Raw genomic sequence first — 13625 nt, 5'->3', positions numbered from 1 at the left:
AAAAATATTTGAGGTTTTGAAAACTTGTTCTATTCGGATTCCGCCAACTGGGCATCATCACCGTAAAAAAATCGCAGATGCGAAGGCAATACGGAGATATCCGCAGGAGTCTGTAAATAGATTTCGCCGTCGCTATCAATGCCTTTGGGCTCGTCGGTCTCTACTCGAAGCGAAGTCGTTTGAATATACTCGATCACGCCGCCGCTTTCGCGGTAATCGGTCAGATCCCCGCCGTTGATCACTTGCCAAGCGAGCGATAACCCGGCTTGTCTCACAATCAGTACATCCAGCATCCCGTCATGAATTCCTTCACCTGCAAAAGGAAGCTTAGCCGTACCGAGCGAACGACCGTTAGCGATCAGAATCATAACCGCTTCGCTATCTACAGTACCTTCATCATGCTTTAGACGAAAAGCGAAAGGTTCGGCTTGTCGCAACGTTCGCAGCGTACTCAGAAAATAACTTAATTTGCCCATACGCTCTTTTTCATCCGAATCGATATTTTCCGACGTATCCGTAATAAGACCGATGCCGATAAAGTTTGTAAAAACCCGGCCATTCACTTCACCGATATCGGTATCGTATACAGGCCCGGTAAGAACTTGTTCAGCCGCTTTGCCTACTTGAAGCGGTAATCGAAGCGTTCGAGCAAAATCGTTGCATGTTCCTCCGGGCAGTATCGCAATTTCAGGAGGAGAAGAACTTTTTGCAGCGCCGTTGATACATTCATGCACCGTTCCGTCACCACCGAGGATCAACAGCAGATCGTAATCGCTACTTCGCTCTCGGCATATTTTTTCCCCTTCGCCCGGTTCGGTCGTCTGCACCAATGTCAATTCACCGACTTCGCTCGCAATCGCCGCGACCGCATCGCTGAGCTGATCGACTTTTTCTTTGCCGGCTTTGCGATTATAGATCAACATGGCTTTTTCCCAACGCATTCCGCTCATCCCCTGTCCGATTCGTTACGAACCGGCACGCCGGTTCTTACTCTCCTTATTACCCAAGAGCAGAAGCAACGATAGGATGCAGGTAAAGCCTGAACTAAATTATTTTGGCGATAATCCTACTTTGGAAAGGGTACTCATTCGCCATGCGCACGCTTCGACTTCTTCCGGCGGCATAGGTCTTCCATAATAATAACCTTGCATCAACGTACAGCCGCGCGACAGTAAAAATTCGGCTTGTTCTTCGGTCTCGACGCCTTCTGCGACGACTTCCAGATCAAGTAATCGAGCGATTCCGATAATACCGACAATCAAAGCTTGTTTGGAAATCAAATTGCTACTTTTGACAAAAGATTGGTCAATTTTGATCGTATCTACCGGAATTTCATCTAATCTTCCGAGTGAAGAATGTCCGGTTCCGAAATCATCCATCGATACTTTGACGCCGAGATCGCGTACGCGCTGAAGTTGCGACAAGGTAATCGCCATATTGTTCATCGCAATCGATTCCGTAATCTCAAGTTCAAGCATCTCTCCGGGCAGCCCACTGGAACGCAGCGCGTCATCTACCATATCGAACAGCGTCATACTTTCGAAAACGCGATACGACATATTGACTGAAATGCAGACCCGGAATTTATTTTCGTCATGCCAACGCTTGTTTAACCGACAGACTTCGCCTAACATCCAACGCGTCATCGGTACGATAAGACCCGTTTCTTCGGCAATCGGAATAAATTCTCCCGGCGAAACGACGCCTTTTTCCGGATGACGCCATCGCAGTAATGCTTCAAATCCGGCTTCTTTGCCAAGATTCGCATCCCATTTCGGTTGATACACAATAAAAAATTGTCCATGCTCCAGCGCTAACCGAAGGTCTTTTTCGAGTTCCATTTTCCGAGTCAGTTGACCGCCGATTCCCGCATTGAAAAATAACGTTTTGTCTTTACCCGAAGTCTTAGCTTGATCCAGTGCCGCATCCGCTGCTTTGAGTAGCGCCTGACGATCTCGACCATGCACCGGGAACAGACTGATTCCTGCACTTGCGGTTACGTACAGTTCATTGCCTTCGATCATATACGGACGACTGATTTCTACCAACATTCGGTTAACCCGCTCCAACAGCAGCTCCGATTCTTTTTCCGTACTGATCCACAAAAATTCGTCCCCATCCATACGGAATAGCGATTCGCGTTCTTGAATGCCTTTGCGAATTCGCTCCGAAGCATGAGTCAACAGCTGATCGCCCAGATCGCGCCCCAACGTATCGTTGATGACTTTAAAACGATCCAGATTGATGAGAACCATCGAGCCGATCCGTTCCTCCGCCAATCTCCGATCATATTCTTCGACCAAGGCATGACGATTGGGCAATCCGGTCAATGGGTCACGGAAAGCGATCTGCTTCAATTTCCGACGCTCAAAGACCATAAAAATCCAAGTAATTGCCAGAATGATCGAGACGAGTGCCGACGCACCTGCTATAAAATAAGCCGAAGACAGCCCGGTATATCCAAGCAACGTCGATACAGATTGTAAGCCATCGATATGCAACGCCCCCAATACGGTATACTGCATCGCAAAAACTCCCGCACCTAAAATCAAAGAAGCGACTGGCTTAGATAGATCAAATCCGGTCAAGCTATAAAAATTCCCGAAGACGTACAAAGCAAAATAACAAGCAATAAACAAAATGAGCACAGAGAAAAAACCGACAACCGGATCAATCTGTAGCATACGCTGCGGACGCAGAGCGAGTAACCCAAACACCGTCATCAGCGTAACGCCTATACCGAATACTGCACCTGCGATTCGACTCGTGACCGGCTTTTGCTTCGTGAATAACCAGAACATTATGTATGCGGATAAACTAACGACTGCGATTGCTGCGATCACATAAGATGGCGAATAGTCGAGCGGAATACGTCGATGATAAGAAAGCATACTCATAACATGAACCAACCATGTTCCCGTTCCGAGAACTAGAGCAGCTATCGCCGGGGTTAACTGCTTGATCCGTCTATTTTTGACCGGGCTGCCAAAAGTCGTAGACAATCCGAAGCTTAAATAAGCGGCGAGCAGAGCAACCGACAAGGACAGAACGACAAACATGCCATTCCAACTCTCCATTGAACCTGTAACAAGGACAGAGATCATAAATCGGTACCTACTTTACGTTATGGTAGTTTGCCTAAGGCAAGTAATCTTTCTTTAATTATATCGAACAAATCGAGGAAATCCATTAGTTCGTGATAGGAAAAATAAAAAAACGTTTATTTCAAATCAAAAAAAAGAACCGACGTGTTTTTGTCGGTTCTTTTTTGGGTTTTTCTTTAGCCAGCCTCTTCGGAAAATTGACTGTTATACAGATCAGCATAAAAGCCGCTGGCGTTCAATAACTCGTCGTGTGTACCTTGTTCAATGACCTTACCTTGATTCATAACAAGAATCAGGTCAGCGCCTTTGATTGTAGAAAGCCGGTGCGCGATCACGAAGCTCGTCCGATTTTGCATCAACTCGCCCATCGCTTGTTGAATAAAGATTTCGGTACGCGTATCGACGCTACTGGTTGCTTCATCGAGAATCAAGATTCGCGGATCGGCAAGTACCGCACGCGCAATCGTCAGCAATTGCTTTTGCCCTTGCGAGATATTCGACGCATCTTCGTTCAGCACCGTATCGTAACCGTCAGGCAATGTCCGAATAAAGTGGTCGGCACGCGCCGCTTCGGCTGCACGAACAATTTCTTCTTCGGTTGCGCCTTCGCGTCCGTATGCGATATTTTCGCGAATCGTACCGCCGAATAACCAGGTGTCTTGCAATACCATTCCGAACAGACTACGCAGTCGATCGCGATCCAGATCGCGCGTGTCGACACCGTCGATTTCAATCGCTCCACCGTTAATTTCATAGAAGCGCATTAATAGATTGATCAGCGTCGTTTTGCCGGCGCCGGTAGGCCCGACAATCGCAACCGTCTGACCCGGCGCGACATCGATATTCATATTTTCGATCAACAATTTTTCTTGCGAATAGCCAAAGTCTACTTGTTTGAACGTAACGGCGCCTTTACCGGACATATGACGTTCAAGCTTGCGATCCGGCACCTGTTCTTCTTCATCCAAGATCTCGAATACACGCTCTGCCGAAGCAATCGCGGATTGGATCACGTTAGCGATATTGGCTGTCTGCGTAATCGGTTGGGTAAATTGACGCGAATATTGGATAAACGCCAAAATATCGCCGATACTGATTCGTCCGTTTGTTGCAAAAATACCGCCGACCACACAGATCAATACATAGCCGATATTCCCGATAAACGACATCAATGGCATGATCAGCCCGGAAATATATTGGGCTTTCCATCCCGATTCATACAGCTCTTTATTGTGCTGCTCGAACTTTTTCTGCGAATTTTCTTCACGCCCATAAGCTTTGATCACGCGATGACCATTGTACATTTCTTCGACATGACCGTTCAGGTCACCCAATGCGCGTTGTTGACCCGCAAAATATTTTTGCGAACGCTTGGCAATCATGATCACTACGACCAGACTCAGCGGAATCGTCAGGACAACGATCAACGTCATGATTGGGCTAATCGTCAGCATCATGATAATAACGCCGATAATCGTCACCAGCGACGTAATGATCTGCGTCAAACTTTGTTGCAGCGTATTACTGATATTGTCCATATCATTCGTCACCCGGCTCAATACGTCGCCATAGGGGTGGTTATCGTAATATTTCAGCGGCAATCGATCCAGCTTTTCTTTGACTTCTTTACGAAGCCCGTACGAAGTACGCTGCGCAACGCCTGCCATCACGAATTGCTGAATATAGCCGAATAATGCACTTGCCACATACAGACCGGCTAAAATCATAATGATTTGCCAAATGTATTCGAAATCGACCGCTGCACCCGGAACACCTTGCAGCTTGGCGAACACCCCTTCGGTCAATCGAGTAACCGCTTTGGACATAATTTTTGGACCCAAAATATTGAACAGCGTACTTAAGATTGCCGTAATCAATACAATCAGCAGATGGAATTTGTAAGGAGCGAGATACCCGACCAACCGCTTGAATGTACCTTTAAAATTTTTGGGCTTTGCTACCGGCATGCCCATGCCGCCGGGTCCCATGCCCATACCCGGACCAGGGCCTTTACGAGGCGGCGCCGCATTATTTTTTTGTTCACTCATTTCGGTTTCCCCCTACCTGCGCGCTCAACTCTTCTTCAGAAAGCTGCGACGACACGATCTCACGGTAGACTTCGCTGGAATTCATCAAATCGTAATGGGTTCCGATTCCTGCAATCTTGCCTTGATCGAGTACGATAATCCGATCGGCATCCATAACGGTGCTGACCCGCTGCGCCACCATCAAGATGGTCGCGTCTTGAATTTCGGTCTTCAATGCAGCACGTAACTTCGCGTCCGTTTTGAAGTCCAATGCCGAGAAGCTATCGTCGAAAATATAGATTTCGGGTCTACGAACCAAAGCACGCGCGATCGATAAACGCTGCTTTTGACCGCCCGATAAGTTCGAACCCCCTTGCGAAACGGGAGCGTCATATCCTTTTTCCAGACTATTGATAAACTCTGCTGCTTGCGCGATCTCAGCCGCTTGCTGCATCTCTTCGTCTGTCGCGTCTTCTTTGCCGTGCCGAATATTTTCAGCGACGCTGCCCGTGAAAAGTAACGCTTTTTGCGGAACATACCCGATCTTTTGCCGCAGGCTTTCTTGCGAAAGATCGCGAATATCGGCGCCGTCTACGAGAATGCTGCCCGAAGTAACATCGTAGAAGCGGGGAATCAGATTCACAAGCGTGGACTTACCCGAACCTGTGCCTCCAATAAGCGCCGTGACTTCGCCCGGTCTGGCTTCGAAAGAAATCTCTTCAAGCGCCGGGGCTTCCGCTCCTTGGTAAGTGAAGGAGACATCGCGGAATTCCAGATGCCCTTGCTGAGATACCGACGTCGGCGAAGCGGAGTCTGTAATATCCGGTACCGCATCCAATACTTCATTGATCCGTCCTGCCGATACCGAAGCTCTTGGCACCATAACGAAGATGATCGACACCATAATTAACGAGAACAGAATTTGCATCGCGTATTGGATAAAAGCAATCAGATTACCAAGTTGCATTTCACCCGCATCGATTCGAATACTGCCGTACCAAATGATCGCGATTGTCGAGAAGTTCAAAATCAACATCATCGCCGGCATCATCGCCGCCATAATCTTGTTGACTTTGATTGCGGTATCCATCAAATCTCGGCTAGCATGATCGAACCGCTGACGTTCGCTGTTTTCACGTCCGAAAGCTCGAATCACTCGAATCCCCGTCAGATTTTCACGCAACACAAGATTAAGCTTGTCGATCTTTTTTTGCATCGCTTTGAACAGGGGCAACGCGCTGCGACCCAGTACCAAGATCAGCAATGCCAAGACCGGAATGACCACAACGAGAACAAGCGATAATTTGGCATCTTTGGAGACTGCCATAATAATCCCGCCGATCATCATCATAGGCGCCATCGCCATCATCCGAAGCATCATCATAAGCACTTGCTGGACTTGCGTAATATCGTTAGTGGTACGCGTAATCAGCGAAGCTGTACCAAAATTATCGAATTCTTTGAGCGTAAAGCGTTGTGCGTGCGAAAACACCCGGCTACGCAGATCGCGTCCAAAACCCATGGAGACTTTTGCCGACAAATAACTGCCGGTAATCGAAAACACCATACCGAACAGCGCTACGCCGAGCATCAGACCGCCAGTCTGCCAAATATAAGGAATATTGCTTTTCGCAATCCCTTCGTCAACGATGTCCGCCATTAAAGTCGGCAAAAACAGTTCGGTTAACGCTTGAATGAATACAGCAAACAAAACGAACACGACGCCGATCCAGTAAGGCTTCAACATACGAAACAATTTCATCATAACGGTCTCTCTCCTTTATCAGATGCTTGTGCATCCCTTACCGGGTCAGATAGTGGATCAGGGTCTTCGGCTGCTTTTGAATCTTCGCTAGCTTCACGAGCTTGAAAATAATCATGGATGCGATGCAGCAAATGAATCAAAGTTTGCGTATCGGACTCACCCAAATACTCCGAAAGCCCGCCGATCATCGATTCCATTTCTTCGATAAACGAATCCGTGACACGAATCCCTTCTTCGGTCAACGAAATCCGCACGGCGCGCCTGTCGTCTGGATCGATACTGCGATCAACCAATCCGTCAGACTCTAATCCCTTGATCAATTGCGTGACGGTAGGCGACTTCACATCCAAGATCCGCCCAATTTCCGATACCATGATGCCCGGTTTCCCATCTTCCACGTGATCCCGCAGCACCATCAGCAGCATCCCTTCACTCTGCTTACGCCCCGCCATCGGTCCTGAATGTTTCCTTTTCCTGCCATTCCTCAATCTTCGTAGCGCCATCAACAACTCCCGCGCATCCGGGCTTATCCCCCGCTCCATCGTTCTTCCCTTCTTTCCTTATCAAATCGAGTCCAAGTACGTAGGTATACTAATGTTTAGGTTAACTAATAGTTAGGTATACAATCTATTTCCTGCTTTATCTTATTCCTGCTCAAAAAGATTGTCAACTTTAACTCTATTTTATTTTTTGAATAACAAAAAACCACTCTCGAAGAGAGCGGTTTTAGCTTTTACATATCGATCCACGCGTAGCAGAAGCGGAGAGAGAAATTCAGTGTAGGAGCGTTAGCGTTCGCCTTTGAAATTGAGAAAATCCCAATAAAAATTCCAATAAAATTTTCTCAATTTCAACAAGCGACCGAAACGAATTTCTCTCGCAGCGCCTCCTAAGCATCAAGTCACGATTTCCAAGAAACCCGCTCTCACCTAACCCCCCACTCATCCGGCAGCAGCGAGCGATACGGCTCCTGCAAAAACCGGTCGTCTGCCAAAATCAATACCCCTCGGTCGTCTTCTGTCCGAATTAGACGCCCTCCGGCTTGCTGCACTTTGTTCATCCCCGGGTACACATACGCGTAATTAAATCCGCTGCGCCCGCGTTCGTTGTAATAATCTTTGATAATATCCCGCTCTAACCCGATCTGCGGCAAGCCAACCCCGATCACTGCGACTCCCGTCAAACGTTCGCCCGCTAGGTCAATCCCTTCCGAGAAAACACCGCCCATGACCGCAAATCCAACCAAGCTTTTACTACGCCCCGCTGCAAAAGCATCCAAAAAGACGGTGCGTTCTTGCTCCGACATCCCCGAATCTTGTCCGATGATTTCTACTGTTTCCCGATCGATATGCGTCTCGAACGCTTGGCGAATCTCCTGCATATACGCATACGACGGGAAAAAGAACAGATAGTTGCCGACTCGTTCATTGACAGTCGCTGCCAAAGCCCCCGCCAGATTTTCTTTCGTTTTTTCCCGGTCGCGGAACCGAGTCGAATAAGGCAACACCGTCACTTCCAATTGTTCAGGGCTAAACGGAGACGGAATCGACAACGTATAATCTTCTTCGGACGCTCCCAGCATTTCACGGTAAAAACCTAAAGGAGACAATGTAGCCGAAAAGTAAACCGCCGAACGATAATTTTTCGAAGCTTGCAGCAGCAGCTCCGACGGATCGAGACAAAACATTTTCATCCGCACTTCGCTACCGTCTGTTTCCACATACGTGACATATTGGTCGCCATATAACCGCCCGATTCGAAGAAACGTTTGCGCCGCGAAGTAGACTTCCAATAAGGCTTCTTCCGCTTCGTTCCCGTGTACCGTAACCAGTGCATGCTCCGCTTGCTCGACAAAAGGTTCCAGCAACTTAAACATCACTTCGGGCGGTTCGTTGCCGACAAATCTTCCTTCTTCGCCCGCTTGCTTACGCAATACGATCAGATATGCGTTGACTCGCTCCGCCGCTCCGCGAACCCCGTCGTGAACGCCTTTATAAGCACGCTTGATCTCCAGAAATGCGGACTTCAATAAATCTGCCGAAAACATCTCGCGCCCGCGTTCAACTAAATTGTGGGCTTCATCGACCAATAACGCCGACTTGCCCCGCTGTTCATCCGACAATCGTTTAAAAGCAATCCGCGGATCAAATACATAATTGTAATCGCACACGACCACATCAGCGGCATACGCAGCATCCAGTGAAAATTCGAACGGGCATACCGTATGCTTTCTGGCGTATTGCTCCAACACTTCGCGGGTGATACGAGTCTCATGTTCGAAAAGGTCATGCAGCGCATCGTTGATCCGATCATAATAACCGACAGCGAAGCGGCATTGCCCGCCCATGCAATCTTCTTCTTCTTTAAAACAAACTTTGTCTTTCGCGGTGATCGTCACCGAACTCAAATACGCACCGCTTCGTTCCAGCAAATTCAGTGCTTCTTCCGCACCTGCGCGCGTCGTCGTTTTAGCTGTCAGATAATAGATCCGTCCGACAAGACCTTCTCCGATCGCTTTGACCGCAGGGAATAGTGTCGAGATCGTTTTGCCGGTTCCGGTCGGTGCGCGGGCAAGCAGATTTTTTTCTTCGCGCATCGTTTTGAAGACGGCGCCTGCGAATAGCCGCTGCCCTTCGCGGTAATGACCGAAAGGAAACGATAGCGCCGCAGCGGCGGCATTGCGCTTTTCTTCCCGCTTTTTGAGCAGCAACGCGAACGGAGCATACCGCTCCGCCACGTCTTGTACGAAGTGTGTTAATTGCTCCATACTTTGACTGACTTCGCGTATGCTACGTTCTCCGCCGGGCTTATGCACATAAGTCAGTCGCACCCCGACTTGAGTCAATTGAAGTTCAAGCGCCAGCATATACGCATAAAATTTCGCTTGCGCCCAATGGACATCGCGTCCTTCTTCGATCTGCTCGGGAGTCTCCGATGTCGATTTGATTTCGTCAATCGTATATAATCCGTCTTCGCCAAGCAGCACCCCGTCCGAGCGCCCTTCGACCAAAATCGTTAATTCCCCGTCTGCGCAATTCAGCTCGGTTTTTAAAAAGACTTCTTTGCGATCGTTTTCGCCGTACAGTTCTTGAACTTCGCGGTGGATTCGCGTTCCTTCTTGCAAAGCATTGCCGAAGCGCATCCCGGATTCCAGACTGCCGCTACGAAACACATACTCGACCAACGGACGTACCGACGTTTTGACCGTATAACCCATATCGACACGCTCCTTTTTCTAAATTCCGATCAACCTCTCTATTCTATTATATCCGCTTTGCCGCTTTGCAAACGCATCAAACAAAAAGCGACCTTCGCTTATAGAAGCGAAAGTCGCTGAATCGGTTCTGCTGTGCTATGCCGAATCGGCTTGAAGCCAATACTATTGCAGCACGCGTCTTGCCGATACGTAATGGTCTTGCCAATACTTAAGGTTAAGCGGGGAGATCGCAACGCCGTCTTTGCTCGCGCTGTTATGAACCAGATTGCCTTTGCCATCGTAGATGCCTACGTGACCGATCAGACCCGGTACGCTATCCCAGAAGAAGAGCAGATCGCCTTTTTGCCATTGGTCTTTTTCGACTGCGATTCCGATGTCTTTTTGATAGGCGGTACCGAACGGCAAGCTGATCCCTTGCAGACCGAATACGTAACGAGTGAACGACGAACAATCCAGCAATACCGGCGCGTCGTTTTTGCCAAAACCGTAATGCGTAATCCCTTGTAGCGCCAATGCGTCCTCAATCACTTGATCTGCGATCGCCGAAGAAATCGGATTACCAGATGCAGGGGCTTGTGTTGTAGGTGCTGGAGAAGGAGTAGAAGGTGCGACTGCCGACGGTTGCGGCGTTACAACAGGGAGATCTGTCGAAGACGATCCGCCCGGCAATGTATACGATACGAATCCAGTCGATACGTAGCCGCTTACACCGTTGCTATCCGTAATTTTGAGCCAAGCCGAATTCGTTAATTCTACAGCGACAAAAGCTTCGCCTGCTGACAATACACGGTAGACGTCGCTGCCCGTGATCGGTTCCGCGCGGAAATTAACGTTTTTCGTCACGACTCCGCTTCCGGTCAAAGCGCTTGTAGAAGCAACAGGAGTCGGCTTCACCGTAGCTATAGCCGGAGGCGTTGTAGGTTTCACCGAAGACGAAGAACTTGCATTCGCAGAAGTTCCAGACTTAACGGTCGAAGAAGAAGCGACTTTCTTTCCGACTGAAGAGGTGGATTCTTTGGCAACCGTCACATAAGAAGAAGAAACGTAACCGGTTTTGTCTGCCACTTTCACTTTCAGCCAGTATGTGTTTGATACATCCAACACTTCGAGCTTGGTTCCGGGCTGCAAAGTGCGGTATACGCTACCTTCGGAAGCCGACGGAGCCGATCTGAGATTCACGGGACGATCGACTTTACCGGGAGCCGCTTCCGCGATAGCGGGTAGGGTCATTGCCAGAGTCGATACTGCAAGCAGACCAAGAAGCTTTCTTTTCATGATTCCCTCCTTCGAATACGGCGATATAAACGGATAATAAGATCTAACGATATTTTAACTTTTATCGACCGGAATCGCCAGCTTTTTGAGCAAATTCAAGCAAATTCGGAAACGTTTTTGACATCTTTATTTAGCAAGGAGCATAATAATTAAAGATTTGAAGCTGATCGGCTTGAAAATTGGGACAAATTGTTTAAAAAGGTTTATCCCTATATAACAGGTATTTTCGGTTGGCATGCACGCCGCATCCAGCCTTTTTGCAAGTCGAAGTTTATCGTAAAGGAGTTTGGCATCGTGAAATCGAACCTAAATTGGCGTTTTTTGCTGACGCAACCATTTGTGATTTTCACTCTGATTTTGCTGGTTAAAGGGTATATTGCCTGGGGGCCTATTTTTGAAGACAAACCGCTTTGGGGCCCTCTTTTGACAGAGATTCCGTTTCTATGGATCGTTTTTTGCTTGATTGAATGGCTCGCGACCAAGCGCAAACTGCTCTGGTACATGATTACGAACTTGATCGTGACAGGGCTATTTTTCACGGCGATCATTTACTTCAAATATTATGGCGTCGTCTTCAGCTACCATGCACTGGATCAAGCTCAACAAGCCGTTGATGTGAGCGATAGCGTATTTTCGTTAATGTCACCGCAATATTTACTTATTTTCACCGATATTATCGTGCTGAGCGTCTGGTTTTTTGCCAGCAAAAAAGCACGCCATTGGCGCCAACATATCGTTCAAAGCCGGATGAGTCGCCGGGCGCTCGGGAGTATGCTCATGGTGTCGCTCATTTTGTGTGCGCTCAATATTTTGCCGAACCGCGCGAGTATGAATGAACTGGTGCAAGCGGAGAAAATGGGGATTTTAAATTACGAAGCATTCACTTTGCTTACCGATCGCGAAGATGAACCGATTCCGCTCGACGAAATTTCTCAAGACCGGATCGACGAACTCAAAGGCATTAAAGAAATAAATCATGCCAACTATTACGGAGCCGCCCAGGGCAAAAACTTAATCATTTTGCAAATGGAGTCGCTTCAGAATTTTATGATCGGTCTTAAGATTGACGGGCAAGAAATCACGCCGAACCTCAACAAGCTTTCTAAAGAAGGGCTGTATTTCCCGAACTTTTATCAAAGCGCGGGTCAAGGAAACACTTCCGATGCGGAGTTCACGGTGAATACATCGTTTTATATCCCGCCGCGCAAAGCTTCTGTTATTGCTTATGGCGAAAAAGAACTACCGAGCTTGCCGAAGCTGTTAAAAGAACACGGCTATACGAGCGCGACTTTCCATACGAACGATGTGAGTTTTTGGAGTCGCAATCAATTGTACGCCGCGCTCGGATTCGACAACTATTATGACAAAAGCTTTTTCGGCACAGACGATACCGTATTTTTTGGTTCTTCCGATGAGGTATTGTATGCGAAAACGACGGATCAATTGCAAAAGATGGATCAATCCGATCAACCTTTTTATGCTCAAATCATCTCCATGAGCGCCCATCACCCATTCACGATTCCGGAAGAAAAGTACAAAATGAAACTGCCGGAGCGTTATGAAGGGACATTGGTTGGCGATTATATCCGTGCTCAAAATTATGCCGATTACAGTCTGGGTCTGTTGATCGATGAACTCAAAGCCAAAGGGCTATGGGATGACAGTCTATTGATGCTATATGGCGACCACCTCGGTCTTCCGATCCATTCGATGGACGAACAAGATTTGGCGCTTGCCAAAGAAATTTTCGGTCATGATTACACGTATAGCGATATGCCGAATATTCCGTTTATGGTTCTGGGTTCAGGGATTGATGCCGACAATGTCCAGACGCAGCTCGGCGCCCAAGTGGATATTTTGCCAACCGCCGCGAATCTGCTCGGGATTTCGTTAAACGATCATATCCACTTCGGGCAAGATTTGCTGAATCAAAGCGAAAATATGATTCCCGAGCGGTATTACTGGCCTTCCGGTTCATTGATTGCAGGCGACACTCTGTTTATCCCCGGTACGAGCTATGAAGACGGCACCTATTATCCGCTGAAAAAAGGCGGTATGGCGTCTTCCGGCGTTACCGAAGATCAGTACAACCGCATGTTGCAACTGTTTGAACTGTCCAGCAGCTATGTCCGTCAACAACCGGATCGCCCGGGTGCGGAAAACGAAGAATAACCGAAATTCGATCGTTGCAAGCTTTATTAAAAAAAAGGCTGCCCAAAAAGCTACGGAATAGCTTG

The 13625-nt window shown here is 48.0% G+C and carries 8 protein-coding genes; 1 reads left to right on the top strand and 7 read right to left on the bottom strand.

The window, feature by feature from the left end:
- Positions 1 to 29 precede the first annotated feature (29 nt).
- The 7 genes from NOM90_RS14425 to NOM90_RS14395 all read right to left on the bottom strand — a co-directional run bounded on the left by NOM90_RS14425 (position 30) and on the right by NOM90_RS14395 (position 11388).
- Complete coding sequence (locus tag NOM90_RS14425) at positions 30 to 941, bottom strand: diacylglycerol/lipid kinase family protein (protein WP_255942849.1); 912 nt, start codon at positions 939 to 941, stop codon at positions 30 to 32.
- A 108-nt stretch (positions 942 to 1049) separates the two neighbouring features.
- Positions 1050 to 3104: a putative bifunctional diguanylate cyclase/phosphodiesterase gene (locus tag NOM90_RS14420; protein ID WP_255942847.1), complete on the bottom strand. Its 2055-nt coding sequence runs from the start codon at positions 3102 to 3104 to the stop codon at positions 1050 to 1052.
- Between the two features lie 176 nt (positions 3105 to 3280).
- Complete coding sequence (locus NOM90_RS14415) at positions 3281 to 5152, bottom strand: ABC transporter ATP-binding protein (RefSeq protein ID WP_255942846.1); 1872 nt, start codon at positions 5150 to 5152, stop codon at positions 3281 to 3283.
- Positions 5145 to 6896: an ABC transporter ATP-binding protein gene (locus NOM90_RS14410; protein WP_255942845.1), complete on the bottom strand. Its 1752-nt coding sequence runs from the start codon at positions 6894 to 6896 to the stop codon at positions 5145 to 5147. The genes NOM90_RS14415 and NOM90_RS14410 overlap by 8 nt, the downstream gene beginning before the upstream one ends.
- Positions 6893 to 7438, bottom strand: a complete 546-nt coding sequence (locus tag NOM90_RS14405; protein ID WP_255942844.1) for a MarR family winged helix-turn-helix transcriptional regulator — start codon at positions 7436 to 7438, stop codon at positions 6893 to 6895. The genes NOM90_RS14410 and NOM90_RS14405 overlap by 4 nt, the downstream gene beginning before the upstream one ends.
- A gap of 383 nt (positions 7439 to 7821) precedes the next feature.
- Positions 7822 to 10113 carry an ATP-dependent DNA helicase gene (locus NOM90_RS14400; RefSeq protein WP_255942841.1) on the bottom strand — a complete coding sequence of 764 codons (2292 nt, stop codon included), beginning with the start codon at positions 10111 to 10113 and terminating at the stop codon, positions 7822 to 7824.
- A gap of 162 nt (positions 10114 to 10275) precedes the next feature.
- Positions 10276 to 11388, bottom strand: coding sequence for a C40 family peptidase (locus NOM90_RS14395; RefSeq protein WP_255942839.1), 1113 nt, complete (start codon positions 11386 to 11388; stop codon positions 10276 to 10278).
- Positions 11389 to 11682: 294 nt separating this feature from the next.
- On the opposite strand from NOM90_RS14395, the gene NOM90_RS14390 reads away from it, so the two are divergent.
- On the top strand, positions 11683 to 13560 hold the full coding sequence (locus NOM90_RS14390) for an LTA synthase family protein (RefSeq protein ID WP_255942836.1): 1878 nt from the start codon (positions 11683 to 11685) through the stop codon (positions 13558 to 13560).
- Positions 13561 to 13625 lie beyond the last annotated feature (65 nt).

The organism is Saccharibacillus sp. JS10, from assembly GCF_024436065.1.
Lineage (GTDB): Bacteria > Bacillota > Bacilli > Paenibacillales > Paenibacillaceae > Saccharibacillus.
Note: the sequence above shows the minus strand (reverse complement) of the source record. Positions and strands in the feature narration are given on the sequence as shown.

Coding starts and splice junctions, on each gene's coding strand:
- NOM90_RS14405 (WP_255942844.1), bottom strand. CDS start 7,438: ATGGAGCGGGGGATAAGCCCGGATGCGCGGGAGTTGTTGATGGCGCTA.
- NOM90_RS14420 (WP_255942847.1), bottom strand. CDS start 3,104: ATGATCTCTGTCCTTGTTACAGGTTCAATGGAGAGTTGGAATGGCATG.
- NOM90_RS14425 (WP_255942849.1), bottom strand. CDS start 941: ATGCGTTGGGAAAAAGCCATGTTGATCTATAATCGCAAAGCCGGCAAA.
- NOM90_RS14395 (WP_255942839.1), bottom strand. CDS start 11,388: ATGAAAAGAAAGCTTCTTGGTCTGCTTGCAGTATCGACTCTGGCAATG.
- NOM90_RS14415 (WP_255942846.1), bottom strand. CDS start 5,152: ATGAGTGAACAAAAAAATAATGCGGCGCCGCCTCGTAAAGGCCCTGGT.
- NOM90_RS14400 (WP_255942841.1), bottom strand. CDS start 10,113: ATGGGTTATACGGTCAAAACGTCGGTACGTCCGTTGGTCGAGTATGTG.
- NOM90_RS14410 (WP_255942845.1), bottom strand. CDS start 6,896: ATGATGAAATTGTTTCGTATGTTGAAGCCTTACTGGATCGGCGTCGTG.